Here is a 26,023-nt window from a genome sequence, read left to right as displayed (position 1 = left end):
TTTATCTTTCCTGTGCCGTTGCTATGTTGCAAAGCAAGGCGTAGAAATCCCAAAGGAATACCTACAACCCTTTCCCCACTATGGTGGGAACATTTCCATCTAATGGGGTTTTCAGTTGGTTTTTCGCACCCCCAGTGGATTGATGACAACCTTATATTTAATCGAAATATCCGCTTTAGAGAAATCGGTGCTCCAGTTCAACTTTTTCCACCATGTGGGATGATAAGTTCGAATGAAATTCCCTAGTCCATAAATATCAGAACGTAATTGTTGAGCTTTTTTCACGGTGTTCATTGCTTGAATTTCATAGGCTTTTTCTACGTGACGAGATACTTTTTGCAAAGACTTAGGGTCATCTAGATTAACTGAACATGTCATTTCTTTAACTAATGCTTTCACATTAACCATAATTCGAAAAACAGCTCTCCCCTTGCGATTGCCAAAACGAACTTTGCTAGTCACTATATTAGGCTGAATAGCAATTAAACCTGGCTTTACTTTACAGGGAGTAACTAAATCTTCCCCAGTACCATTATGATTGATTTGCAACAACGATCGGGATTCTATCCGATTAAGAATGCCTACCATCTTCTCTTCTTTAAAAATAGCTACACCATTCCATCTCACTTTTTGACCGTCAATACTCAAGTAATTGAGTATAGGTTGGTCAACCGGATTTGCTTCATCAATAAAAAAATGATTTAATCCTTTTTTCTTCATAATTAATTCATCTTCACTTTTATTTTTTAGAAACGAAATAATATACCCAGCTGGATTTGATTCAAGAGGTGATCTCAGCTGAAAAAAATGCTGAGCCTCTCCTTTTGCAACGATCATATACTCCCTTCGCCTGAACTCTGGATTGCGACCAAAGGCATCTAGTAGATTAGAAAGGCCTTGTTTAGCAACCTTCTCGCTGATAATAATGAGGCGAGTATCTCCAAAAGTGACGCGTTTATTCGACTGAAAGCGAATATCATTCGTAGCATCGGATAGGGTCTTACCGCGTCCAGTAAAGATTTGTACCGGCTGCTGCGTTGCTGTCGCACCTCCACTTATACCCATGTTATTTTGGGGAATAGGTGTCAAAATGCTGACTACCAATTGATCCTTATCCTGATCGATAGCTATCCCCGTCACCGATAAGCGATCTTCAAGTTCTTGTGAATCCCAACACCCTCCTAAGAGTAAACAGACCAAGATGACAGGCAAAAATTTAAGAAGTCGCATGGTCTTCCTCCTTCTTTCGCCCACGAACAACCCATAAAATAAAGAAGATCCCAACAAAGAGGACGGTTATAATCATCTCTGCTATACTGGACCATCGATCCCACTTCCATAATTTATTAATGTTGGGTGGGTATTGGGATAAAAAGAATACTATTATACTAAGAGTGATCGCTACCCATTTACGCCTTTTCTCTTTTAATTGAAGATAAGTCATCATCACCTCGACGGTAGCATTAAAGATAATGACGATGGTTGTTAATATATTAACCATCCACATAACAACAAAAAGGGCATCAACACGGTCTAGGATTCCACCAGGAACATAGATCGACTTAACATTCTCGATAGGGGGATACATCAGTTTGGTAACTTCCCAAGTTCCAAAGATACCTAAACACGATACCAAAGTTAACCAGGAAAAAAAAGTGATGGCGAGATAGGATACAGCATGCGTACGGGTCGATTTTTCTGGTTGTTGATAAAAAGCCATATATACAAATAAAATACTATATCCGCTATAACTCTTCATCGTAGTTATGACACCATAGAATACCTTGTCCCAATTGGCCTGAAACAATGGGAAAAGGTTGCGAAAATCTCCATTCTCCGCGACCCCTGCAATAAACAAGGGTATTGGAAGGTAAACGAATGGGAGCAAGAACTCAGTTATCCGAGCGGTAATGACTAATTTATTACTAACGGCTACTACGGATGCTATTATGATAGATATCAAAATTACGATCTGAGGCGTTCTTGGTAACACATAAATGTTAATCGCATCACTATAACCACGTGTCACAATAGAGGTTATCCACAGCCATAATCCTCCTAATACGAGAGCAAAAGGAAGGGCCAAAAATTTGCCCATCCACCATTGTTTCTTGTTAGCCATACTCTCAACCAACTGAATCACATTTTGACGGGGAATTTTCTGCATTAGAGCGCCAATCAACCACACGATACCAAAAACAAGGGTTCCACTAATGAAGACGATCCAGATACTATCTGTACCGGAGACCTCAACACTCTCTCGAGGCATCATAAGCACTTGAGTCCCAACAACCAATGAGAAGAGTAGAGTGTAAATTTGATAACTTGAAATGGAATCACCGAAGCCACGAATATTATTGTTGTCCACCAGATTTCACCTCTTCCTCTCGTTTGGCATCTTCGGGACGGAAGATCACCGGGCGTTGCTTCATAAATTTCCACGGAACACGTATGAGACTATCTTTTAAATCGGACAAGCGAAGCGGACTAAAGGGAGCCAAGTAAGGTACATTAAATGAACGCAGTTTAAGTAAATGGATAAGAATTATAAAACTTAGGAGAGTAACCCCAAATAAACCTAATATCCCTGCAACAACTATCATTGGGAAACGTATAAGACGGATAGAAATTGCCGCATTATAGTTGGGAGTAGCATAAGAACTAATCGTTGTTAAACCCACAACGATGACCATTAAGGGGGAGACCAAACCTGCGGTCACCGCAGCCTGTCCAATAACAAGCGCACCAACAATCCCAATGGTTGGGCCCATCGGGCCTGGTAAGCGAATACTCGCTTCTCGTAATATTTCTACGCTGATTTCCATGATAAGAACTTCTACAACGGATGGAAAGGGTACTGACTCTCTCCCAATAGCAGCTGCGAGGGTTAGTTGTGGTGGAATCATCTCTGGATGGAAGGCGGTGAAGGAGATATAGAGAGCGGGTAGTAAAAGGGAGATGAATAGGCTGAATAAGCGAATAAAACGAATAAACGTACCAATAAGATATCGTTCATAGTAATCATCTGGGCTATTATAAAACTGGGAGAAAATAGCTGGAGCAATAAGAACGTTTGGAGTCCCCTCCACAATCACTGCCACTTTTCCTTCCAATAGATGAGCGACAACCGTATCGGGCCTCTCGGTATTTTGTATAGTAGGGAAAATGGACCATACATTATCTTGAATCATCTCTTCGATATAGCCGCTTTCGAGAATCCCATCGATATCGATGGTTTGAATCCGTTTTTCTACTTCTTTTACCATTCCCTTCTCAGCAACACCGTCAATATAGGCAAGGGATATGGGTGTTTTTGTGCGTTTCCCCACAGTCATCCCCTTCATGCGTAGATCTGGATCCTGTAACCTTATCCGAACAAGGGCGGTATTGATACGCATCGACTCGACAAAACCTTCTCTAGGACCCCGAATAACTGTTTCTCCTCGAGGTTCACCAACCATCCGCCGATAAGCCCCTTTTAAACCAATGATAAACCCCTCTGCATATCCATCCACAAAGAGCACTGCATTACCAGCCAATGTGTTGCTTACCAAATCCTCCATCTTTTTTACCCGTTTTACGTCCCCATATTGTATAAGGCTTTGATCGACAGCTTCTATCAGATCTTTCTGCCCATCTAAGGTTTTTCCCATTAGCATCAGGGGTTCTAATACATTTTCATCAATCCCATTATTAAGACTTAACCCATCAATATAGATAAGCCCTGCTTTGCGATCTGTCGTGTGTTGAATGGTAAAACGACGGACGACTAAATCATTACTATTTTCCTTGTCCAGAAGGGTTTCAAAGAACACTAAATTAGCTTCGACATCCGAAGATACCAAATCATCCGCTACATGTTCTTTTTGCTTTTGCTCTGTATATTTTTGGAGGACTTTTTTTTTACGGAGTTCTCGTATTCGTCGAATCCGATTTATCATTATTTATCACCACCCCTTATTTTTTCCATAAGAATATTCAATTAAACCTCCTTCATGAGCTGAAAAATACATACGTTAAGGAATAACTCCAAACCGATTATCAAACGTAAGGCAGCCAAAGATATCAAGAAAAAATAGGATAGACGAAAGGAGAGAGATAGGTTATGATCAATTTATGATAATGATTCTCATTCTAGATTGGGGTGAGCCTGTTGTTCTTGAGCGAATGTAGGGTAGGAACTAAAGGCCGAATTAAGAATGTTCAATTGAAAGAATCTTATCGCAATCGGGTGATGGATCTGGGTTTAACACCGGGCACAGAGATTGAAGTGGTTCGGAAGGCATTACTTGGAGATCCGATTGTGATTCGTTTTAGAGGATATCAAATGGGATTCCGCCGCAGTGATGTAAAAGGGATCCAGATTGAAACGGGAAATTGATTTATAGCCAAGGGTGAGGGATTACAGTCATGACACAGACGATTGCTTTAGTAGGGAATCCAAATGCGGGTAAGACATCCTTGTTCAATATTTTAACGGGAACTCGACAGAACGTTGGTAACTGGGCAGGGGTTACGGTAGAGCGTAAGGAAGGCTGGATAAAAGGCGAGCAAAAGTGGAAAATTGTTGATTTGCCAGGGATCTATAGTTTATCTTCCCAGACAATTGAAGAGAAAATCGCGCTATCGTTTATCCTCGGGGATGAACCTGATATCCTGCTCAATATTATCGATGCTTCCAATTTAGAAAGGAACCTATATTTTACGGTGCAATTGCTTGAAACGGGACTACCTACCATTGTTTCATTAAACATGATGGATGTGGCAGAGGGTCGTGGGCTTAAGATTGACAAGGATCGTTTGGAGCAGGCACTAGGTGTGATGATGGTGCCGATGGTCGCTCGCAAAGGAAAGGGAAAAAAATCCCTACTCAATCGATTTGAACATGGTGCTCGCCCTGGTTCCGTACAGATTTCCTATCCAGATCAAGTGGAACGTGGAGTGGCGGCCCTGCTCCCATTGCTCGAAGACGCGGGCTTGACTACAACCATCGATGCACGCTGGCTGGCTCTCATGTGGCTGGAAGGAAATGAAAGTGTTACCACGATGGTAAATGAGAAGACGGACCGGACTCTAATCGGAAAAATGAAAAGGGTACGGGAAGAGATTCCTACTGCGGATGCCCTCATTCGGCAAGCTCGATATGCATGGGTAGAAGGAATTCTCCGCGAATCGGTTAGCCAAACCAATGTAGAGCGTAAAACGTGGAGTGACCGAGTGGATAGTGTGCTCTTGCACCCTGTCATGGGATTGCCGCTATTCTTTCTCTTTATGTATTTGATTTTCCAGATCACCTTTAGTTGGGTTGGTATGATGGGATCGGATCTATTGGACGGTTGGTTGGCAGGACCTGCCTCTGATGGATTAAAGACACTACTTGTGTCAATGGATAGTCCTAACTGGTTTACACACCTGATGATTGAAGGTGTTGTGGCGGGGATGGGTGCTGTTCTTGTATTTGTGCCTCAGATTGCAATTTTGTTCCTGTGCCTATCGATATTAGAGGATTCAGGATATATGGCCCGTGCGGCTGTACTGATGGATCGGTTCCTGCGAGGAATTGGGTTAAACGGAAAAGCATTTATTCCATTGGTTCTTGGGTTTGGCTGTAATGTGCCTGCGATTATGGCAACACGAACTCTGGAAGATCAGAAAAGTCGTCTGTTGACGGCGTTGATTGCGCCATTTATGTCCTGCTCTGCCCGTTTATCTGTCTATGCACTTTTTGTATCTGCTTTTTTTGCTACGTGGCAAGCAGAGATTGTCTTTTTACTCTATATTTTTGGCATCTTAATGGCGATACTTACCGCCTTTATTCTTAATCGCTTCATTGATACAGAGGATGAACTTTTCGTGATGGAGTTGCCACCTTATCGTACGCCGATGCTCGTCAGCTTGTTGTTAAACACTTGGGATAAGTCCAAGGGGTTTGTTAAAAAAGCGGGGACGATCATCTTTGGTATGTCTGTCCTGCTATGGTTCCTAGGACAGTACTCATGGCAGGGAGCCGCTCCGATGAAGGAAAGCTTCTTAGCTTCCATCGGTGGCTGGATCGCTCCTATTTTCGCTCCGATGGGCTTTGACACCTGGGAGTCTGGTGTTGCGTTATTGACCGGATTCTTAGCCAAGGAAGTTGTAGTAGCAACGATGGGTGTTGCATATGGTGCAGGGACTTCTGTGGGGACTTTAGCTTCGCTTTTACCGGAGACCTTCACACCTGCCGCAGCCATTTCATTCCTCTTCTTTGTCCTTCTGTATACTCCATGCGTATCAACGGTGATGGTGTTAAAGAAAGAGACAGGGTCTTGGAAATGGATGATGTTCTCTGTCATCTATAGCTTTGTGCTCGCTTGGATTGTTGCTTGGATCGTGTATGTAATCGCAAACTTGATCCTGTGAAACTGAGAAAAGAGAGGAGAAACCATCGATGATTTACCTTGTGATTGTAGGTGTACTCGGATTTGCCGCATGGCAGTTGATCGGTTTCCTCCGCCGTCTAAAAAGTTCGGGAAGCGGTTGTGCCGCTGGCGGATGCAACAGTTGTCCGTCCAATGGGGGCTGTTCCATACAAGATTGGAACTTTATCTCGGAAGAGGCTATACAAAAATCGAAGATATCCTAAGATCGACACCAAAGAAAAAAAGGCAACCCCGGTTGCCTTTTTTCTGTAGTGTTTATTAATTTTCATAGCCTGTCCAAGCAGGGATCTGCTCTAGTTCTTCGGGTGAGAACTCTTCCTGGAATACTTTACCTAAGTGATCCGCTGGGATCGAGAGAAAGCGATTCGCCCATAATTGGGCACCTTCAAGATCATGATCGCGATAGTTTCCGCAATGGATAGGGGAGCATCCAGGTACCTCGGTAGCTTCTACTACATCCTGTAAAGCAAGACGGATATAGTTAGCAGCTTCCTCAGGAGTTATCTCCCCTCTCATAATGAGGTAAAAGCCAGTACGGCATCCCATGGGAGAAAGGTCGATTACCTGATCCGTATGGTTACGAATGTTTTCCGCCAACAGGTGTTCGAGGGAATGAAGAGCATCTGTTGGGATGAATTTTTCATTGGGTTGAGTAAACCGAATATCAAACTTGATGATGCGCTCTCTCCCTAGTTCTTTAACATCAGCGGTGCGCACATAGGGAGCTGCTACGAGGGTATGATCTAGGTTGAAAGACTCAACGTTAAAGCGTGCTTCGGATTTCATCAATGATCCGCCCTTTCGCTAGTGAAAAAAAGATAGCTTACAAGACCACACTCGATGGGATTCGAGTATGAAGATAGGATTCTAGTAATTCAGCGTTTCGCTCTGAGATCTCCCGTAAGAAGGTATCAAAGGAGACGTCAGCACTACCATCAGCTCGATCAGAAACCGAACGGATCGAGGCGAATGGAACATCATTTAGATAAGCAATTTGAGCAAATGCCGCGGTTTCCATTTCAGCACAGTCGGCCATTGTCCCTTCGTGGATGCGAGCACGAAGTTCACCATCGGAAATGAAGCTGTCCCCGGTGGCGATACGACCTTCAGCCACGATAAGTCCCTTTTGGGTAGCCGCTTCCCGCAGTCGGGTGATGAGGCCCGTATCAGAGGGAATAATACTCGGGACTCGGGGGAGGGTATAAGGGTCCTCCCCTACCCCAGTGCAATCGACATCATGATAGATGGACTCCGTGACGAGAACCGTTGCGCCGATAGGGAAACGGTTGGTCAATGCGCCAGCAGAGCCAATATTGATAATCTCCTCAGGGGAGTATGCTGTGATCAGGTATTGGATTGCGGCGCCTGCATTCGCTTTACCAATTCCACAGACGGCCAAGATGATCCGTTCCTCACCAACAAGGGCGTGGGTGAGATGGATTCCTCCGACTTGTTCTTCTTTTTCTACCTGAAGTCGTTTTTTTAATGGTGCTAATTCTTCATGCATAGCAGCGATAACTGCGCATGAGATGGATTTCATAAAAGGCCTCCTTCGGACAGTACACGGGTGAAAAATCTCATGATGAGGTTTACTTGGATCACCTAGGTGTAATATATCCCTATCAGCATGTCAAATGAACATCATCCATTATAACGCGAAAAAGGGTGTTATTTCACGGGGGGATATGAATATTTCATGAGGGAAATAAAAGTAAGGGGTAGAGTAATACATCAGGGAATGAGATAATAAAAATACTTTATTTTCGATTGGAGACGGAATATGATGACTAAGGGTCTACAATTTGATTATCAATCGGCTCTTTCCTTTGTTAATGAGAACGAATTGACACAGATGGAGCCTTCGATAAATACGGCACATAAACTTTTGCACGAGGGTACTGGGGTAGGTAACGAATTTCTTGGTTGGTTAGATCATCCTGTTAAGTATGATGTTGAGGAGTTTGCTCGTATTCAGAAAGCGGCTGAGAAAATCCGTGCAGATTCAGATGCACTAGTAGTCATAGGGATTGGCGGGTCATACTTAGGAGCTCGCGCAGCGATTGAGATGGTTTCCCATCGTTACTATAATGAACTACCCGCTGAAAAAAGGAAGGGGCCAGCTATTTACTTTGCCGGTAATCACCTTAGTTCCACCTCCCTAAACCATTTATTGGAAACCTTAGAGGGGAAGCGGGTCAGTCTTAATGTAATCTCAAAATCTGGGACGACGACGGAACCTGCGATTGCTTTTCGCGTCTTAAAGAACTGGCTAGAAAACCAAGTAGGAAAAAAGGAAGCAAATAAACGGATCTATGCTACGACGGATCGGGATAAAGGGGCATTAAAGCAACTAGCAGATAGCGAAGGATACGAGACTTTTGTCATTCCGGATGACATCGGAGGTCGGTACTCGGTACTGACCGCCGTAGGGCTGTTACCCATAGCAGTGACGGGTATTGATATTGAGGAAATGATGAAGGGAGCGGCAGATGCTCGACTGCGGTATGCTAATCCATCCCTATCTGAGAATGAAGCTTATCAGTATGCTGCACTGCGAAGCATTTTGTATCAAAAGGGTAAAACCATCGAGTTGCTTGTAAACTATGAACCATCTCTACAGATCTTTTCAGAATGGTGGAAGCAATTATTTGGAGAATCCGAAGGGAAGGATCAGAAGGGAATTTATCCTGCATCCGTTAACTTTACTACGGATCTTCATTCGATGGGGCAGTATATCCAAGAGGGACGGCGAGACTTATTTGAGACAGTGATTCGCATCAAGGAGACGAAGAGCCCTCTTGTCGTTGAATTAGATGAGGAAAATGTGGATGGGCTTAATTATTTAGCTGGCCGTACCATCGATGATGTGAATGAAAAGGCGCGTGAAGGAACCCTTCTTGCTCATACGGATGGGGGCGTACCCAATCTTTTACTTACTGTGCCCGATTTCAGTCCCTATTCCTTTGGGATGATGGTCTATTTCTTTGAAAAGGCTTGTGCCATCTCCGGTTATTTACTAGGAGTTAACCCCTTCGATCAACCGGGTGTAGAAGCTTATAAATCGAAGATGTTTGCCTTATTAGGCAAGCCTGGTTATGAAGAAGAACAACGCAAACTGTTACAGCGTCTGGGTGAATGATTCCATAAGCGAAAAAAACTCTAAGCAAAAAAGGAACTCCGAAAAAGGAGTTCCTTTTTTTGGTTGTTTTAGGTGACAGAATAAGTAAATGAAAGAGTTATAGGGAGGTTTCCAGTCGATCACGGAGATCCTTTTCCATTCGCTTCTTCTTCTCCTGTGCAGCGTCAATGATGTCAGCAACAGCGCTAATGTAAAATTTGATTTTGGGCTCAGTTCCAGAGGGACGGATAGCTACCCAGCTATTATCCGTGCAAAGATATTTAAGGACATTCGCTTTTGGTAGGTGATCGATGCCAAGACGATAATCTTTTACCTGTGCGATGGGTAGATCGGCAATTTGTTTTAGAGGTTGGTTGCGTAAGGTATCCATTAGCGTGGACATTTTCTCTAGTCCCTTTTTCCCTTGAAAGGTAAAAGAAAAAATGGACTCTATATAAGCGCCGTGTTGCTGATATAAAATTTCCAGAACTTCTGTGAGTGTGAGATTCTGCGCTTGTTTGTAATAAGCAGCCATTTCACAACACATCATTGCCGCCTGGATAGCATCTTTATCGCGAACAAAGGAACCAAGGAGGTATCCATAACTTTCCTCATAACCGAATAGAAATGGAGTGTTTAGTGCTTCGTATCTATCAACCTTCTCAGCGATATATTTGAAACCAGTCAGCGTGTCCTCCATTTTCACCCCAAAGGAGGAAGCAATCGAACGACCCATTTCAGAGGTAACGATGGATTTAAGAACAATGCCTTGGGAGGACAACTCCCCTTTAGCAGCTTTACGTTCGAGAGTATAGTGGAGGAGAAGCGCACCAATTTGATTTCCATTAAAGGCAGTATAGTTTCCAGCTGGATTTCGGGCGTATAGTCCTAGGCGATCTGCATCGGGGTCTGTACCGATGACGATATCGGCGGTATATTGTTCGGCTTCTGTAAGTGCAAGGGTAAATACGTCATGCTCCTCTGGATTAGGGGCGGAGACCGTTGGGAAATCTGGATCGGGTGTTTCCTGGGCTGAGACGGTGTGTACTTGGGTAAAACCCAGCTCACCTAAGATATGGCGGACAGGTCGATTGCCTGTGCCATGGAGAGGTGTGAAAATCACCTTTAACTGTTGGTTAGCGGTAGCGTTGTTTTCATGAGAAAGGGAGAGTACATGATTGTAATAGGCAGTGTCCACTTCACTGCCGATCTCTTTAATCCAACCAGAAGCAATACCGTCTTGTAAGGAGTGGGAGGGTAACGCCAATTCATCGATACCGGCTAATGCTTGCAGAATTTTATCGACACGGTGGGGGGGCATTTGTGCACCATCGCTACCATAGACTTTGTAGCCATTGTAGGATGCTGGATTATGGCTAGCCGTGATCATAATGCCGGCGGCAGCTCCTAAGTGACGAACCGCATAGGAAAGCATCGGTGTGGGACGAAGAGAGGGGTAGAGATATACACGGACCGAATGAGAGGCCAAGGTTCCTGCAGCTTCTGCGCCGAATTCCGGGGAGAAGCGGCGTGAGTCATAGGCGATTGCTACCCCCCGCTTTCGTGTATCATCTCCTTGAGCGATCAGAGTACGAGCAAGACCCTCCGTTACACGACGTACCGTGTAGAGATTCATCCGATTAATCCCGGGTCCTAGAAGGCCGCGCATGCCAGCGGTACCAAAATCCAAATGGCGGTAGAAGCAATCCTCGATCTCATCCTGGGATAATAAAAGCAGTTCCTGCATTAAGTCAGGATCTAAACCCCTATGATGCAACCAGCGATTATAGTGTTCATTCATTGATTTCCCCTCACTTTTAAGTTGTTTCATTTGCCTTTCTTGGATAGAATAGGTTTAGCTTGTTTATTCCATAAATAAAATGCCTTATGCTATACGGCTTTTTATAAATAACAATAAGTTGGAGGATATGAGAAAGTGAATCATTCGATTGAGCAAGGGTGAAAGGTTACGAAGTCCCGCCGCAAGCGGAAAAAAGGACGTGACGTCGATGACCCGAATGGTGCAAACGGGTAGTTTCCGATGGATGAAGTCCATCAATAAATCGATTATTCTCAATGTGATTCGCCAACAGGGACCCATTCCCCGTGCCGAGATTGCGAAGGTGACTCAATTAACACCACCCACTGTGACGAATATTGTAGGGGAATTGCTAGATGCGGGGATTGTTGTAGAGTGCGAATTGGGGGAATCGACTGGGGGACGAAAGCCGATTTTACTGCGTATCAACGCCTCTACTTTTGGAGTAATCGGTGTATATGCTGGAGTCGACCGAATACACGCCTTATCCGCTGATCTTGATGGAAATATTGAAGGGGAAGCAGAGGCGTTGATTCCTCCCAATCCTGATCGAGCCGTGTATATCCGATCAATTATCGATGTTATTCATCAATTGGCAGCTCCGATAAGCAGGAGTGGGCGCCCACTTCTTGGCATGGGGGTTGGAATGAACGGTTGGGTAGACAATGAACGAGGGATATCACTCTGTAGTCCTAACTTACATTTACAGAATATTCCTTTACGAGATATTCTAGAGCGTGAGTTTGCTGTGCCTGTGGAAGTGGAAAACGGTGTACGCACCTTAGCGATGGGAGAAAGTTGGTTTGGTGAAGGCTTGGAGGTAGAGGATTTTATTAGTGTGGACATTGGTGCAGAAGTAGGTGCCGCCTTTGTGATGAAAAAGAACCTGGTTTATGGCCCCTCCTTTACAGCAGGGGAGTTGGGACATACCACCGTAGATAGTGATGGACCTCTGTGTCGATGTGGGAATCGTGGTTGCTTAGAAGTATTTGCATCCAGTTCTGCCATGATTAAGCGAGTACAAGAGGGTCTGGATGCTGGGGTTGTCTCATTGTTGGCGCACAGCAAAGGAACTTTGACCAGCAGAAAGATTTTTGAAGCAGCCCGTATAGGGGATGCTTTTGCTATGGAAGTATTAATTGATATAGGAGGGTACTTAGGGATTGGATTAGCTAATGTAGTTAATTTATTTAACCCTCGACGCATTATCTTATGTGGGGAGATGATTAATCAGGCACCATTTGTAGTCAATACTATTAGAGAAACTGTAGAACGGAGGGCCCTAGCAACTCCTGTTGCTGATGTAACGATTCTACCGACAGGACTTGGCAAGAATGGGGGAGCCATCGGTGCATTTACCCTTGTTCTGCAGAAATTATTTCAACCGCAACACTAAAACTTGATTGAATGAAAATTGGATCTCTTGCATAAGTCGTATTAAAATAAAATATTCGCTAACCTTTTAAAGGTTAGAGGATAAAGTAAGTAGGATATTGCATTGGGAAGAAGAAATGTGTTTATATGAGACAGTTATTGGTAGTTAAAAAGTCTTGATCGATCTAGCAGTATCCCATATAATTGAAGCTGTACAGTTGAAAACGCTGTCAAGCGACCGGAGACGAGGAGAGGTCGTACTGCATCTAGGGTCCATTACATGTGATCACCTTGGAGCAGTACGTCCTTTTTGCTTCGCCTCGGTAAGTATTATCAAAACTGGATATGAAAGGGAGTGTAAAGTTGGATAAAAAGTTACGTGGTCAGATGCTGTCGGAATTCCTAGGGACTTTTATGCTCATTTTTATCGGTTGTGGTACTGTGGCTGGATTAGTACTTAATAAAGCGAATCTCGGACAATGGGAGATTTCATTGATCTGGGGGCTAGCCGTTACGATGGCTATCTATGTAACGGGTGCGATTTCTGGGACTCATATTAATCCTGCAGTAACGATTGCCAATGCGGTGTTTCGTGATTTTCCTGCCAAAAATGTAATCCCTTACATTGTATCCCAAGTGGCAGGTGCTTTTGCAGGCGCTGCAGTGGTGTATGGAATTTATCGGAAAGCTTTTCTCCAGTTTGAAGATGTGCATAATATGGTACGAGGATCAGCGGAAAGTGTGAAAACTGCTGGGATCTTCTCCACCTACCCTGCTTCATTCCTGACCAATTGGGACGCCTTCATCGTAGAATTTAGCATCACTGCGTTTTTGTTGGTTGTCATTCTTGGAGTAACCGATGATCGCAACCCACTGTTTGAGCAGTTAAAAAATGTTGGACCACTTTTAATCGGGTTTACCGTGGCAATTATCGGAGCTTCCTTTGGTAACTTGACGGGTTTTGCACTAAATCCCGCACGTGACTTCGGTCCAAAACTCTTTGCTTGGTTGGCTGGTTGGGATTCGGTTGGTGTGCCCGGACCTGGTGGTTATGCATGGGTGCCGATTGTTGCTCCTATCCTTGGCGGGTTAGCTGGGGCATTGATCTATGATTTGATGGTTCGTCGATATCTTGCACAAAGCAAAGCACCTGTAGGACAAGTGAAAAATAAAGCGTTTAGAGAGCACAGTTAGAAAAAGTTGTGCTAACATAAACTGAATATGGAAATTGGGCAATAAGGCATCGATTAACCTATGAAAAGGTTACAATAGATGTAAATAGGATGAGCCACTAGAGAATAGAAAAGGGGAAAAGAAATGAGTAAAGATGATCAATTTATGTTGGCGATCGACCAAGGTACCACAAGTACACGGGCGATGATATTTAATAGAAAAGGGGAAAGCAAAGGGGTTAGTCAACAGGAATTTACTCAAATTTTTCCTGAACCAGGTTGGGTAGAGCATGATGCTGAAGAGATTTGGCAAGGTACATTGGATGTAATGAAAGAGTTATTTGAAAAAGGAGCTATCCAACCTAAGCACATAGCAGGTATCGGAATTACTAATCAAAGGGAAACCGCAGTAGTTTGGGATAAAAACACTGGGAAACCCATCTATAATGCAATTGTTTGGCAAAGCCGTCAAACAGCAGACATTTGTGAAGAGCTAAAGGAAAAAGGTTTGGAATCGACCTTCCGAAGTAAGACAGGTTTAGTGGTGGATGCTTATTTCTCAGGTACGAAAGTAAAGTGGATTCTCGACAAGGTAGAGGGATCAAGGGAGAAGGCAGAACGAGGCGAACTCCTTTTTGGCACCATTGATACCTGGTTGATCTGGAAACTGACTGGTGGAGCCGTTCATGTAACGGATTATACCAATGCTTCCCGTACATTGATGTACAATATTCACGACTTGGATTGGGATGAGGAACTCCTAAAACACCTGGATGTTCCACGTGCCATGTTGCCTGAGGTTGTTCCTTCAAGTAAAGTGTACGGCAATACAACCAAGGATGTGTTTTTCGGCTTGGAGGTTCCGATCGCTGGTGCAGCTGGGGACCAACAAGCAGCTCTCTTTGGTCAGGCATGCTTTGATAAAGGAATGGCCAAAAATACCTATGGTACTGGTTGCTTCATGTTGATGAATACAGGGGAGCGGGCAATTCCTTCTTCCAATGGCTTGCTAACCACAATTGCTTGGGGTGTAGATGGTAAGGTGGAATATGCCCTGGAAGGAAGTATCTTTATCGCAGGGGCAGCGATCCAATGGCTACGGGATGGCTTGGAAATCTTGGAGAAAGCCGCTGACTCTGAAGGAATGGCTCGTAATCTTTCCTCTAATGAAGGGGTCTACTTTGTACCCGCCTTTGTTGGTCTAGGTGCTCCATACTGGGATCAAGAGGCACGAGGAGCTATTTTCGGGCTCACCCGAGGTACGAGCCGCGATCACTTGGCTCGAGCTGCTCTAGAATCCCTCGCTTATCAGACACGCGATGTATTGACTGCGATGGAACAAGATGCGTCGATTCACCTGACACAATTGAATGTGGATGGTGGCGCTGCTCTGAATAGCTTCTTGATGCAGTTCCAATCAGATATTCTACAGGCTAATGTGGAACGGCCGAAAGTGAACGAAACCACTGCTCTTGGTGCTGCTTATCTTGCTGGTCTAGCTGTAGGATACTGGAACAATAAAGAAGAGATTCGAGAAAACTGGGCTATTGATGCGAAGTTTAAGCCTGAGATGAAGGAAGAAGAGCGTGAAGCCCTTTATAAAGGCTGGAAAGATGCTGTCTCTCGTACTATGTCTCGCTCCGAAGTGACAATCTAAGGGGTTTCCTTTCCACAGGAAAGGGTGTACAATAGCAGTAGGAAAATTGTATCGGAGTTATTGGGACTGGAGACGATAAGAGAGTCCCTCACCCGGGTGGATGACTACACCATAGGTGGGGACTCTTTTTGCATTTTTCAGGAAGGGGTTACAAAAAATGGGTGACTTTAAGCAGGCAATCCAGCGGCATCCTGTTATCGCTGCTGTAAGGAGTGAAGAGGACTTAAATGCGTTGAAAGATTCAAAACCCACCGTTTGTTTTCTATTAGCAGGGGAAATCAATACGTTGAAGCAAACCGTGGACTGTGTGAGAAATATGGGAAAGCTAGTCTATATCCATTTAGATTTAGCGCAAGGACTTGGCAATGATCGTGCCGCACTACAATACCTTAAAAAAGTCATTCACCCAGATGGAATTCTTTCTACAAGGACGAATTTAGTCCGATTTGCCCGGGAGGAAGGGTTGTTTGCAATCCAGCGCCTATTTATTCCTGATGGCATGTCCGTAGAAACGGGGATCAATTTGCTGAAGCAATCCAAGGCGGATGCTACTGAAATAATGCCTGGTGTGATCCCATCCTGGGTCTTTAAAGACCTTCGCAAAAAGAGTGATATTCCTATCGTAGCAGGTGGATTATTAAGAGAAAGATACGATGTGGAGAATGCCTTTAAAAACGGAGCCAGTGCTGTTTCAGTGAGTCGTCACGAGCTGTGGTCATATGATGGTTACCCTATAAAAAAATGAAGGGAAGGATTTCATCATGAGATTTTCTGCGAAAAGTCGAATTCGATTTTTAGAAGAAATGCAAGAGGATCAACTGGACTTACTGGTCATTGGTGGAGGCATTACAGGGGCAGGAATTGCATGGGATGCTGCTTCTCGGGGATTAAAAGTAGGGCTTGTAGAAAAACAGGACTACGCCGGAGGTACGTCCAGTCGTTCGACAAAGCTGATTCATGGTGGTTTGCGTTATCTTAAGCAATTTGAAATCAACCTAGTAAGAGAGGTGGGTCAAGAGCGGGCTCTACTCTTTGAAAGAGCGCCTCATATCGTTATTCCTCAACCGATGATGCTTCCGATTTACCAGGGAGGTACTTATGGTAAATTCTCCTCCTCTATTGGGCTGGCTGTCTATGATCGCTTAGCAGGTGTCATCAAAGAAGAGCGTCGGAAGATGTTGTCTAAGGATGAGACCTTACGGCAAGAGCCCATGCTCAAGGGAGATGGATTAAAAGGGTCTGGTCTTTATGTAGAATACCGTACAGATGATGCACGGCTTACCGTTGAAGTAATGAAGACAGCAGCTTCTCTTGGTGCCAAGACAGTCAACTATGCTGAGGCAGAATCCTTTATTTATGAAAATGACCGCGTCCTTGGGGCACGGATTAAAGATCGTGTCGGCGGAGGTAGCTATGAAGTGAGGGCGAAGGAAGTTGTTAACGCAGCAGGTCCTTGGGTAGATACACTACGTGAGAAGGATGCTTCCCTATCCGGTAAACGACTTCACCTCACTAAAGGGGTGCATATCGTTGTCCCTCATGAGCGTCTACCGCTGAAACAACCTATCTACTTTGATGTTCCTGATGGTCGGATGATCTTTGCCATCCCACGCGCAGGTGTCACCTATATTGGTACCACCGATACCAACTATAATGGGTCAATCGATAAGCCAACAATGACGGTAGAAGATCGGGATTATCTCCTAGAGGGTATTAATTCTGTCTTCCTTGAGGCAAAATTGACTGCGCAAGATGTGGAGTCTGGATGGGCAGGAATTCGTCCATTGATCCATGAAGAGGGAAAAGATCCATCTGAACTATCCCGTAAGGATGAAATCTTTGAATCAAAGACAGGGCTTATCACTATTGCAGGTGGTAAACTGACTGGATTTCGTAAGATGGCAGAACGAGTAGTCGATTTAGTCAATAAGCGGTTAGAAGGGGCAGGAGTAACCTCCTTTGTTCCTTGTAAAACAGATCGTCTCCCCATTAGTGGTGGTGGAGATATGGGGCCAAAAGGCTTTGAACGATTTAAAGCGGAATGGATTCAGCGATTAACAGATAAAGGAACCGATCCAGCTAAAGCGGAGGAATTGGTTTATTTGTATGGGCGTCATGTGGCAGAGGTATGGAAGCGCGCTGGAGAAGAACCAGCTAATTTAGAAGAGGCACAAGTGGCCTATGCAATTGAGGAAGAGATGGCAGTTACTCCTGCTGACTATTTAATCCGTCGCACTGGTAATCTTTACTTTAATCGAAAACATGCCGAAGAAACATTCTCCTCTGTATTAGCTTGGATGGGTCAAATGCAAGACTGGGATGGAGAGACACTCGAAAAATATCGGAGTGAAGTCGAGGAAGAAATGGCCCGCACTCATCCACAGACGTAACCAGTTACCTGGAACGATGAAACACAGACCCAACGTAGGTCTGTGTTTTTTAGAGATTGCCTGGTAATATATTGATTAAGATGAAAAATTATCTTTTGACAGAAGTTTTCCTTGTGGTACAATATGTGGCGTGTGAATAAAGGTCTACAATATATTATGGGAGAGAATTCTGTTTTAAATTGACAGAGTATTCTTTTTGTGATTTGGAGAGAGGGGGGTTCCTGTTTGAGTCTTTTTAGAAAACGGAGCATTGATAAACTACTGCAAGATAGTCAAAAAGGGAGATCCCTAAAGCGTGATTTGGGAACATGGGATCTTACACTACTCGGCATAGGGGCCATTATTGGTACAGGGATCTTCGTATTGACTGGACAAGGTTCTGTAACAGCAGGCCCAGGCCTTATTCTTTCTTTTATCATTTCTGCGATTGCCTGTGGGTTGGCAGCATTGGCTTATGCTGAGTTTGCGGCTCTGGTGCCTATTTCCGGTTCCGCTTACACGTACAGCTACGCCACACTTGGTGAGTTTGTTGCCTGGATCATCGGCTGGGATCTGGTACTCGAATACTTGCTAGCGACTAGTACCGTATCCGTCGGTTGGTCAGGGTACTTTCAAAATTTACTCCAAGGATTATTCGGGTGGCAACTTCCCACTGCATTGACAGGGGCTCCAGGGGCTAAAGAAGGTGCAATCTTTAACCTCCCTGCCTTCTTGATCGTCATGGTGATTACGTTCTTGCTTTCCCGGGGAATCACCGAGTCCAAACGGACCAATAATGTGATGGTAGCGATTAAAGTAACGGTTGTCCTCCTCTTTATTGCTGTTGGAGCAAACTATGTAAAACCGGACAACTGGCAGCCTTTTCTTCCTTTTGGTGCATCAGGTGTGATGGATGCTGCGGCGATGGTCTTCTTTGCCTACATTGGTTTTGATGCAGTAGCGGCAGCGGCTGAAGAGACAAAAAATCCGGCGCGGGATCTACCGAGAGGGCTTATTTTTTCCTTGGGGATCTGTACGCTGCTCTATATTATCGTAACCGGTATTATGACAGGAATTGTACCTTTTGGTGATTTCAAAGGGGTGGATCATCCAATCTCCCTCGCGCTGCAAGTTGCTGGACAGGACTGGATGGCTGGCGTAGTTGATCTGGGTGCCATTCTGGGGATGACCACGGTAATGCTTGTTATGCTATATGGTCAGACACGAATCTTCTTCTCCATGTCCCGGGATGGTTTGCTTCCTCGACGCTTCTCCAAGGTACATCCGAAGTTCCAAACGCCCTTCGGAGCAACATGGTTCCTTGGGATTGTAGCTGGGTTAATCGGTGGTTTTGTTCCACTGGATCGTTTGGCCGAACTGGTCAATATCGGTACATTGGCTGCCTTCACTCTGGTTTCCGTCGGTGTGTTAGTGCTACGTAAAACACAACCGAATTTAAAACGGCCCTTCCGCACTCCCTTAGTACCTTTTGTACCCTTGGCTGCGATAGCCGCCTGTATCTTTTTGATGAGTAGGCTGGCGGCGATAACATGGATCGCATTTGTGATTTGGCTTGTGATTGGACTTTTGATCTACTTCACTTACTCAAAACGACATAGTACATTAAATAAAGACTAAGAGAAAATTTCAAGCTCCTTTACCCATTGGGTAAGGAGCTTTTCTGGCTTTTGAGAGTGGTAACATAAAATCCTAGCCAATGGCAAAACTCGTGACATTAGGAGAATGCTTGTAGGGGGAGGCCGTTTCCTTTAAAATGGGAGCATGACATCTACTATTCAAAGTATGACAGGTTATGGACGCGGTGAAGTGACAAGTCAAGGGATTCGCTTTGTTGTAGAGATCAAGACGGTTAACCACCGATTTCAAGAGCTCGTTCTTCGTTTACCTCAAGGATGGATGAGTGTAGAGGAAGCGGTGAAAAAAGTGGTGCAACCGGTTGTTCGCCGTGGGCGAGCAGATGTTTTTGTGCATGTGGAGGGGGTGGGGAAGCCTCCGTGTTCTCTTTCGGTGGATTGGGGGCTAGTCGATTTGATCGTTCAATCGGCTACGGAAATGGCACCTCGATATGGGATAAAGACACCACCTACAGCGGCAGAATTACTCCAACTTCCAGGGGTTCTAAAAATAGAGGAGACTCGCTTCGATCCACAAGCCTTGGAAGAGCCGTTACTTGAGGCCGTTGGGTTGGCTTGCAAAGCATTAGCTACTATGCGCAAGCGAGAAGGAGAGGCCCTCTATCGTGATTTGGTAGACCGTTCTGAGAATCTAAAGCGATATGGTAACGAGATTCGTGAACGAGCCCCACAAGTGATTCAGGCTTTTCGTGAACGGTTGGAGAGACGAATGGAAGAATGGCTGGAACGAGAGGCAGGATGGATGGACCGCATCACAGGGGAGGCCGCTCTCTTTGCAGATAAGGCGGACATCGAGGAAGAACTAACGCGGCTTGGAAGTCATATCGATCAGTTGGGTGTTGTACTTCTTCATTCAAATGAGCCGATCGGTAGACAACTCGATTTTCTTCTCCAGGAAATGAATCGTGAAGTTAACACCATTGGATCCAAGGCAAATGACGCTAAAATCGGGGCTTTTGTCGTTGAATGTAAGAGTGAACTGGAAAAAATGCGAGAACAAGTGCAAAATATCGAGTAAAGAGGTTATAATGAGATGAATGTGGTCTCCTAGACAGGAAAACGGATCAGGGATCATATTATAGAAGATTATTTACCTACTAGCACCCGTGCAATGAGGGGGTACTCCCGGTTGAGTATTAAACTGATCAATATAGGCTTTGGTAACATCGTATCCGCAAATCGAATCATTTCCATTGTTAGCCCTGATTCTGCGCCAATAAAGCGGATTATCACAGAGGCCAGAGACCGGGGTGTTTTAATCGATGCAACTTATGGGCGGCGCACACGCGCAGTGATTATCACGGATTCTGACCATGTCATCCTTTCCGCTGTTCAGCCGGAAACGGTGGCACACCGCCTTGCAAGCAAGGATCATTCAGAGGACATGGTAGACTAGAAGGAGAGCATGATGGGCATTCATTCAAAGAAAAAAGGATTATTAGTTGTGCTGTCTGGGCCTTCAGGGGCAGGGAAAGGCACAGTATGTGGTGCCCTTCGGACATATGCTCCAGAGTTAGTCTACTCTGTATCAGCGACCACTCGCAAACCTCGAGAAGGGGAAGTGAATGGGGTCAATTATTTCTTCAAGACGCGACAGGAGTTTGAAGAGATGATTGGAGAGGAACAGCTTTTAGAGTGGGCCCAATATGTAAACAATTATTATGGTACTCCTCGCGAATTTGTGAAGGAGCAACTGGAGCAAGGAAAAGATGTCCTGCTAGAGATTGAAGTGCAGGGGGCAAAACAAGTAAGAGAACGGTTCCCGGAGGGCGTATTTATTTTTCTTCTCCCCCCTTCTCTAAAAGAGTTAGCTTCTCGGATTAGAGGACGCGGTACAGAGACAGAAGAGATTGTCCGTCATCGGATGTCAGCCGCGGAGCAAGAATTGGGGGAAGTGGAGTATTACGATTATGTGGTGGTGAATGATCGGATAGAGGATGCTTGTGATCGAGTCCGCTCGATTATTACCGCAGAACATTGCCGGCGGGAGCGTTTTATCAATGATCAACCAAACTGGTTGGAGGGAATGTAAATGCTGTATCCATCGATTGATAAATTAATGGACAAGGCGGATAGTAAATATACCTTGGTCATACTTGCAGCGAAGCGGGCACGGGACTTACTCGAAGGGGCCGAGAGTAATCTGCACGATCTTCGTTCCAATAAAAACGTTGGTGTTGCTTTGGAAGAGATTGTAGCAGATATACTCGTACCGCCAGAGTCCAACGCGAAAAAGATAACAACCTGATGGGGTTGTTATTTTTTTCGGATAGGAGGAGAGATCCATGAAGGGAAAGCGGATTGTGGTTGGTGTGAGTGGTGGTATCGCTGCCTTTAAGGCAGCGGGGTTAGTTAGCAAGTTAGCCCAAACAGGAGCAGAAGTACGTGTGATTTTAACTGAATCAGCTACCCGTTTTGTAACTCCGCTGACGTTCCAGACACTGTCTCGCCATCATGTTTCTGTTGATACTTTTGATGAGCAAGATCCATGGAAAGTCACGCATATCGATTTAGCCGATCATGCGGATCTCTTTATCATTGCACCTGCAACTGCCAATGTGCTGGGGAAAGCGGCCCACGGCATCGGTGATGATATGTTGACGACGACCCTGCTCGCGACAAAAGCACCGATTATGGTTGCCCCGGCCATGAATGTGCATATGTATGAAAATCCAATCGTGCAGGAGAACATGGCGAAATTGGCCCGTTTAGGGTGGCATTTTATAGAACCCGGCTCGGGTCAGCTGGCTTGTGGGTATGTCGGCAGGGGACGGATGGAAGAGCCCGAAACCATCGTCATGGCAGTGGAAGATTTTTTTCGCGGGCAAGATACAGCCAAAGCGTTAACCGGTAAACGGGTTCTCATAACGGCTGGCCCTACTCGTGAGGCAATCGACCCCGTGCGTTATTTAACCAATCGTTCCTCTGGAAAGATGGGATACGTTTTAGCTGAAGCAGCGGTAGAAGCAGGAGCATCCGTTACACTCGTCAGTGGTCCTACTGCCCTGCCTAGTCCTCAAGGGGTACAGCGGGTGAATGTGACGACTGCAGAGGAGATGTATGATGCGGTGATGGGGCGGTTGAATGAAGCAGATATCATCATCAAATCAGCAGCGGTAGCTGATTATCAACCGGAGAACGTGGCAACGCAAAAGCTGAAAAAGGTTGGAAAAGAGATGGTCCTACGTCTTGTAAGGACGAAGGATATTGCCGCCGATATTGGTAAACGGAAAGAAGGTCAATTTTTCGTCGGGTTTGCTGCGGAGACAGAAAACGTTGCTGAGCATGCTCGGGAGAAATTGGCCCGAAAAGGGATGGACCTCATCGTGGCCAATGATGTTTCAACACCAGGTGCTGGTTTTGATGGGGATATGAATACAGTCAGGGTATACGATGGAGAGGGTGAAGTTCTTCATCTCCCCTTAGTCTCTAAAAAAGAAGTGGCAAGGCGCATAGTCGACTTGATCTCGGAACGATGGACAGGAAAATAGAGGCTGAGCGAAGGCGAATTGCTGCCGTTTATGTCGATGTGTCCGCCCATGGGACGGACCGGGCATTTGACTATCTCATCCCAGAAGCTTTGCTTAGTGAGGTAAAGGTAGGCAGCCGAGTACAAGTACCCTTTGGTCCCCGGAAGTTGATGGGATATGTTGCAGGTTTCCCTACGATCACGAATGCGAAGCGGTTAAAGTCGATTCATCATGTGCTGGATCTAACCCCTCCGCTGACCCCGGAGCTCGTCGGTTTGGCTGAATGGAGCGCTCAAACATGGCTTTGTCCCGTAATTAGCGTATTACACGGGATGGTGCCTGCGGTATTAAAGGGTCGCTATCAGCGGATCATATCTTTGCCTATCGGGGAGCAGGGGGGAATAAGTGAGCTAGCCGATGAAGGGGAGCAAAAGCTACTCACTTGTTTACAGGAGCGTAAGGAAGTTACAGAGGAGTACGCTTTGGCGCTCCCAGGTGTGACTCGTTCGCTCCTTCGTACGTTGGTGGAAGAGGGTAGGTTACAGTCAGACATTCGGGTAGGGGATCAAATTACGAGAAAAACACGTACCTGGGTGTTACCGGGAGTAGGAGATGCCTCTTTACAAGAAGCGATGGAAGAACTGCCACCCCAAGCATCGAGGCAGAAGGAAGTTTTGGCTTTTATGCAGGCTCGTCCTGAGGGGATTCCCCTCCCAGAATTGCTCACACATTTAGGCGTTTCCCGTTCAGCCGTTAACCGTCTCATAGAAAAGGGACTCCTCCTTCGCGAGGAACGGGAGGAGTATCGAGATCCTTACGCTCATCGCTCTTTTAAACAGACGACCCCTCTCCCTCTTACTGAAGAACAACAGCGTGCCTTTGATGCGATCAAGACACCGATGGTGGAGAAACGAAACCATTCGATCCTGCTTCATGGGGTGACAGGTAGCGGCAAAACAGAGATCTATCTACAAGCGATCACGGAAACCTTAAATATGGGCAGACAGGCGATTGTGCTGGTGCCGGAAATCTCCTTAACTCCCCAGATGGTAGAGCGATTTAAAGGGAGGTTTGGTGATCGAGTAGCGGTTCTCCACAGTGGGTTGTCCAAGGGGGAACGCTTTGATGAATGGCGCCGGATTCGCTCAGGGGGAGTAGAAGTAGCGATTGGGGCGCGGTCCGCTATTTTTGCTCCTTTTGTGAATATCGGGCTTATCATTATGGATGAGGAACATGAGAGCTCCTATAAACAAGAAGAGACCCCTCGCTATCATGCCCGGGAAGTAGCCAAAAAGCGATGTCAAATTCATGATGCGGTACTGGTCATGGGAACGGCGACTCCTTCAGTGGAAACCTATTACCGGGCTCGTACTGGAGAGTATGAGTGGATTACCTTGAGCGAGCGTGTTCACGGTCGTCCGTTTCCGCGTATGGATATCGTGGATATGCGAGAGGAGCTTCGGAGTGGGAACCGCTCCATATTTAGTAAATCCCTTAGGTCGGCTCTTAACGAATGTGTTGATCGAGGAGGACAGGCGGTTCTATTTCTCAATCGTCGTGGACACTCTACCTTTATTCTCTGCCGTGAATGTGGCAAGACAGTCGATTGTCCTCACTGTGATATTTCCCTTACCTATCACCGTACGAATGGAACTCTACGTTGTCATTATTGTGGGCATAATGAACGAGTACCAGAGAGTTGTCCGGTTTGTGGGAGTTCGCACATTCGTTATTTTGGGACAGGGACACAACGGGTGGAAGAAGAGCTGACCCGGTTGTTGCCTGGGATGCGAACCATTCGGATGGATGTGGATACCGTTAGTCGCAAAGGGGCTCACGAACGACTTCTCCAAGCTTTTGGCGAGGGGAAGGCGGATGTGCTATTGGGTACACAGATGATCGCAAAAGGGCTCGACTTTCCGCGAGTTACTCTAGTTGGAGTGATTGCCGCGGATTCAATGCTCCACCTGCCAGATTACCGGGCGGCGGAACGTACCTTCCAACTATTGACCCAGGTGGGTGGCCGTGCAGGGCGCCATGAAGCACCAGGAAGAGTGGTTGTGCAGACCTATACGCCAGAGCATTATAGCATTCGTATGGCGGCACAATATGAAGGAGAACCCTTTTATCGACAGGAGTGTCTCCTGCGGAAGCAACACGGGTATCCTCCCTTTTGTGAAGTATTTCAGATTCGGATGAGCCATCCAGACCTGGCATCGCTCATGCAACTGGCACACCGTGTGGTTGGTGATCTACGTCCTTTGCTTCCAGAGAAAGCAAATCTTCTTGGACCGGTTCCAGCACCGATTCCACGAATCAAAGATCGTTATCGGGTTCAAATCATGATTAAAATTACCGGCCATATAGATGGAAAAAGCAGATGGATAGAGGCTCTACGGAAGATACGCACAGAATACGAGGATATAAACCTGCGCGTAGGAGTTGATCGGGAGGGTTTCTAATTTCCCTATAGGTTAGATGATGGAAGGAGGGGGAAAACGTGGCGATTAGAAATATCGTAAAAGTACCGGACCCCATTTTAAAAGAGAAGGCAAAAGAAGTAACTAAATTTAATTCACGCCTTCATAAATTATTAGATGATATGGCAGATACAATGTATGATGCCCCTGGTGTAGGGCTGGCTGCGCCCCAGGTAGGAATCTCGAAACGAGTCATCATATTGGATGATGGTGAAGGTTTGATCGAAGCAATCAACCCCGTCTTGTCCAACTATGAGGGTGAACAAATAGAGCCAGCAGAGGGATGCCTCAGCATTCCTAATTTGATAGGAAATGTACGCAGAGCTGAACGGGTCCTGGTAAAGGCTCAGGACCGTGACGGAAACCCCTTTGAGATGGGAGCAGAGGGATATCTAGCACGGATTTTTCAACATGAAGTGGATCATTTGGAAGGAATTCTATTTACAGATATAGCAGTTCGTGTCTATGAACCTGGGACAGGGGAGTGAGT

At 45.6% G+C, this 26,023-nt stretch carries 23 protein-coding genes; 17 read left to right on the top strand and 6 right to left on the bottom strand.

Going from position 1 to position 26,023, the window contains the following annotated elements; all coding sequences use genetic code 11:
* Positions 1-111: 111 nt before the first annotated feature.
* The 3 genes from BLV90_RS00645 to BLV90_RS00635 are packed head-to-tail and all read right to left on the bottom strand — an operon-like array spanning position 112 to position 3,941.
* Positions 112-1,230: a Ger(x)C family spore germination protein gene (locus BLV90_RS00645; protein WP_091734666.1), complete on the bottom strand. Its 1,119-nt coding sequence runs from the start codon at positions 1,228-1,230 to the stop codon at positions 112-114.
* Complete coding sequence (locus tag BLV90_RS00640; protein WP_177167822.1) at positions 1,217-2,368, bottom strand: GerAB/ArcD/ProY family transporter; 1,152 nt, start codon at positions 2,366-2,368, stop codon at positions 1,217-1,219. Before BLV90_RS00640 ends, BLV90_RS00645 begins: the two co-directional genes overlap by 14 nt.
* On the bottom strand, positions 2,355-3,941 hold the full coding sequence (locus BLV90_RS00635) for a spore germination protein (RefSeq protein ID WP_091734662.1): 1,587 nt from the start codon (positions 3,939-3,941) through the stop codon (positions 2,355-2,357). The genes BLV90_RS00640 and BLV90_RS00635 overlap by 14 nt, the downstream gene beginning before the upstream one ends.
* A gap of 218 nt (positions 3,942-4,159) precedes the next feature.
* Between BLV90_RS00635 and BLV90_RS00630 the strand changes: the two genes are divergently transcribed.
* The 3 genes from BLV90_RS00630 to BLV90_RS00620 are packed head-to-tail and all read left to right on the top strand — an operon-like array spanning position 4,160 to position 6,622.
* Positions 4,160-4,381: a FeoA family protein gene (locus BLV90_RS00630; protein ID WP_245726201.1), complete on the top strand. Its 222-nt coding sequence runs from the start codon at positions 4,160-4,162 to the stop codon at positions 4,379-4,381.
* A gap of 29 nt (positions 4,382-4,410) precedes the next feature.
* Positions 4,411-6,399 carry a ferrous iron transport protein B gene (feoB, locus tag BLV90_RS00625; RefSeq protein WP_091734657.1) on the top strand — a complete coding sequence of 663 codons (1,989 nt, stop codon included), beginning with the start codon at positions 4,411-4,413 and terminating at the stop codon, positions 6,397-6,399.
* A gap of 28 nt (positions 6,400-6,427) precedes the next feature.
* Positions 6,428-6,622 (top strand): hypothetical protein, encoded by a 195-nt coding sequence (locus BLV90_RS00620; protein WP_091734655.1) that lies wholly within the window; start codon positions 6,428-6,430, stop codon positions 6,620-6,622.
* A 55-nt stretch (positions 6,623-6,677) separates the two neighbouring features.
* On the opposite strand, the gene BLV90_RS00615 is transcribed toward BLV90_RS00620, so the two are convergent.
* A complete protein-coding gene (locus BLV90_RS00615; RefSeq protein WP_091734653.1) occupies positions 6,678-7,205 on the bottom strand; it encodes an S-ribosylhomocysteine lyase in 528 nt (175 codons plus the stop codon).
* A 37-nt stretch (positions 7,206-7,242) separates the two neighbouring features.
* A complete protein-coding gene (locus BLV90_RS00610) occupies positions 7,243-7,959 on the bottom strand; it encodes a 5'-methylthioadenosine/adenosylhomocysteine nucleosidase (protein WP_091734651.1) in 717 nt (238 codons plus the stop codon).
* Positions 7,960-8,202: 243 nt separating this feature from the next.
* Between BLV90_RS00610 and BLV90_RS00605 the strand changes: the two genes are divergently transcribed.
* The gene (locus BLV90_RS00605; protein WP_091735386.1) at positions 8,203-9,558 is read left to right on the top strand and encodes a glucose-6-phosphate isomerase; all 1,356 of its coding nucleotides are present in this window, start codon (positions 8,203-8,205) and stop codon (positions 9,556-9,558) included.
* A 97-nt stretch (positions 9,559-9,655) separates the two neighbouring features.
* On the opposite strand, the gene BLV90_RS00600 is transcribed toward BLV90_RS00605, so the two are convergent.
* Positions 9,656-11,338, bottom strand: a complete 1,683-nt coding sequence (locus BLV90_RS00600) for a phospho-sugar mutase (protein ID WP_091734649.1) — start codon at positions 11,336-11,338, stop codon at positions 9,656-9,658.
* Positions 11,339-11,546: 208 nt separating this feature from the next.
* On the opposite strand from BLV90_RS00600, the gene BLV90_RS00595 reads away from it, so the two are divergent.
* From BLV90_RS00595 to def, 13 genes are all read left to right on the top strand, one after another.
* The gene (locus tag BLV90_RS00595) at positions 11,547-12,752 is read left to right on the top strand and encodes an ROK family transcriptional regulator (RefSeq protein ID WP_091734647.1); all 1,206 of its coding nucleotides are present in this window, start codon (positions 11,547-11,549) and stop codon (positions 12,750-12,752) included.
* A gap of 341 nt (positions 12,753-13,093) precedes the next feature.
* Positions 13,094-13,924 carry an MIP/aquaporin family protein gene (locus tag BLV90_RS00590; protein WP_177167821.1) on the top strand — a complete coding sequence of 277 codons (831 nt, stop codon included), beginning with the start codon at positions 13,094-13,096 and terminating at the stop codon, positions 13,922-13,924.
* A gap of 123 nt (positions 13,925-14,047) precedes the next feature.
* Positions 14,048-15,559: a glycerol kinase GlpK gene (gene glpK / locus BLV90_RS00585; RefSeq protein ID WP_091734643.1), complete on the top strand. Its 1,512-nt coding sequence runs from the start codon at positions 14,048-14,050 to the stop codon at positions 15,557-15,559.
* A gap of 157 nt (positions 15,560-15,716) precedes the next feature.
* Complete coding sequence (locus BLV90_RS00580; RefSeq protein WP_091734640.1) at positions 15,717-16,304, top strand: glycerol-3-phosphate responsive antiterminator; 588 nt, start codon at positions 15,717-15,719, stop codon at positions 16,302-16,304.
* Between the two features lie 16 nt (positions 16,305-16,320).
* Positions 16,321-17,949 (top strand): glycerol-3-phosphate dehydrogenase/oxidase, encoded by a 1,629-nt coding sequence (locus BLV90_RS00575; protein ID WP_091734639.1) that lies wholly within the window; start codon positions 16,321-16,323, stop codon positions 17,947-17,949.
* A gap of 225 nt (positions 17,950-18,174) precedes the next feature.
* Positions 18,175-19,566: a branched-chain amino acid transporter BcaP gene (gene bcaP / locus BLV90_RS00570; RefSeq protein ID WP_091734637.1), complete on the top strand. Its 1,392-nt coding sequence runs from the start codon at positions 18,175-18,177 to the stop codon at positions 19,564-19,566.
* Positions 19,567-19,710: 144 nt separating this feature from the next.
* A complete protein-coding gene (locus BLV90_RS00565; protein ID WP_091734635.1) occupies positions 19,711-20,601 on the top strand; it encodes a YicC/YloC family endoribonuclease in 891 nt (296 codons plus the stop codon).
* A gap of 111 nt (positions 20,602-20,712) precedes the next feature.
* Complete coding sequence (remA, locus tag BLV90_RS00560; RefSeq protein ID WP_091734633.1) at positions 20,713-20,979, top strand: extracellular matrix/biofilm regulator RemA; 267 nt, start codon at positions 20,713-20,715, stop codon at positions 20,977-20,979.
* Positions 20,980-20,991: 12 nt separating this feature from the next.
* Positions 20,992-21,615: a guanylate kinase gene (gene gmk, locus BLV90_RS00555; RefSeq protein WP_091734631.1), complete on the top strand. Its 624-nt coding sequence runs from the start codon at positions 20,992-20,994 to the stop codon at positions 21,613-21,615.
* Positions 21,616-21,831 carry a DNA-directed RNA polymerase subunit omega gene (rpoZ, locus tag BLV90_RS00550; RefSeq protein ID WP_091734628.1) on the top strand — a complete coding sequence of 72 codons (216 nt, stop codon included), beginning with the start codon at positions 21,616-21,618 and terminating at the stop codon, positions 21,829-21,831.
* Between the two features lie 37 nt (positions 21,832-21,868).
* The gene (gene coaBC, locus BLV90_RS00545) at positions 21,869-23,074 is read left to right on the top strand and encodes a bifunctional phosphopantothenoylcysteine decarboxylase/phosphopantothenate--cysteine ligase CoaBC (RefSeq protein WP_091734626.1); all 1,206 of its coding nucleotides are present in this window, start codon (positions 21,869-21,871) and stop codon (positions 23,072-23,074) included.
* Positions 23,059-25,515: a primosomal protein N' gene (gene priA / locus BLV90_RS00540; protein ID WP_091734624.1), complete on the top strand. Its 2,457-nt coding sequence runs from the start codon at positions 23,059-23,061 to the stop codon at positions 25,513-25,515. The genes coaBC and priA overlap by 16 nt, the downstream gene beginning before the upstream one ends.
* A 38-nt stretch (positions 25,516-25,553) precedes the next feature.
* Positions 25,554-26,021, top strand: a complete 468-nt coding sequence (gene def / locus BLV90_RS00535) for a peptide deformylase (protein ID WP_091734622.1) — start codon at positions 25,554-25,556, stop codon at positions 26,019-26,021.
* Positions 26,022-26,023 lie beyond the last annotated feature (2 nt).

It is taken from the genome of Marininema mesophilum (genome assembly GCF_900106775.1).
GTDB classification, from domain to species: domain Bacteria; phylum Bacillota; class Bacilli; order Thermoactinomycetales; family DSM-45169; genus Marininema; species Marininema mesophilum.
The sequence above is the reverse complement of the archived record's forward strand: the minus strand, read 5'-3'. Positions and strand labels throughout refer to the sequence as shown.

Bases quoted from the DNA above. Each gene is read 5' to 3' on its own strand.
- BLV90_RS00620 (WP_091734655.1), top strand. From the start codon at position 6,428: ATGATTTACCTTGTGATTGTAGGTGTACTCGGATTTGCCGCATGGCAG.
- feoB (WP_091734657.1), top strand. From the start codon at position 4,411: ATGACACAGACGATTGCTTTAGTAGGGAATCCAAATGCGGGTAAGACA.
- BLV90_RS00595 (WP_091734647.1), top strand. From the start codon at position 11,547: ATGACCCGAATGGTGCAAACGGGTAGTTTCCGATGGATGAAGTCCATC.
- BLV90_RS00580 (WP_091734640.1), top strand. From the start codon at position 15,717: ATGGGTGACTTTAAGCAGGCAATCCAGCGGCATCCTGTTATCGCTGCT.
- BLV90_RS00645 (WP_091734666.1), bottom strand. From the start codon at position 1,230: ATGCGACTTCTTAAATTTTTGCCTGTCATCTTGGTCTGTTTACTCTTA.
- BLV90_RS00565 (WP_091734635.1), top strand. From the start codon at position 19,711: ATGACATCTACTATTCAAAGTATGACAGGTTATGGACGCGGTGAAGTG.
- BLV90_RS00635 (WP_091734662.1), bottom strand. From the start codon at position 3,941: ATGATAAATCGGATTCGACGAATACGAGAACTCCGTAAAAAAAAAGTC.
- rpoZ (WP_091734628.1), top strand. From the start codon at position 21,616: ATGCTGTATCCATCGATTGATAAATTAATGGACAAGGCGGATAGTAAA.
- glpK (WP_091734643.1), top strand. From the start codon at position 14,048: ATGAGTAAAGATGATCAATTTATGTTGGCGATCGACCAAGGTACCACA.
- BLV90_RS00615 (WP_091734653.1), bottom strand. From the start codon at position 7,205: ATGAAATCCGAAGCACGCTTTAACGTTGAGTCTTTCAACCTAGATCAT.
- BLV90_RS00600 (WP_091734649.1), bottom strand. From the start codon at position 11,338: ATGAATGAACACTATAATCGCTGGTTGCATCATAGGGGTTTAGATCCT.
- BLV90_RS00610 (WP_091734651.1), bottom strand. From the start codon at position 7,959: ATGAAATCCATCTCATGCGCAGTTATCGCTGCTATGCATGAAGAATTA.
- priA (WP_091734624.1), top strand. From the start codon at position 23,059: ATGGACAGGAAAATAGAGGCTGAGCGAAGGCGAATTGCTGCCGTTTAT.
- BLV90_RS00575 (WP_091734639.1), top strand. From the start codon at position 16,321: ATGAGATTTTCTGCGAAAAGTCGAATTCGATTTTTAGAAGAAATGCAA.
- BLV90_RS00605 (WP_091735386.1), top strand. From the start codon at position 8,203: ATGACTAAGGGTCTACAATTTGATTATCAATCGGCTCTTTCCTTTGTT.
- gmk (WP_091734631.1), top strand. From the start codon at position 20,992: ATGGGCATTCATTCAAAGAAAAAAGGATTATTAGTTGTGCTGTCTGGG.
- coaBC (WP_091734626.1), top strand. From the start codon at position 21,869: ATGAAGGGAAAGCGGATTGTGGTTGGTGTGAGTGGTGGTATCGCTGCC.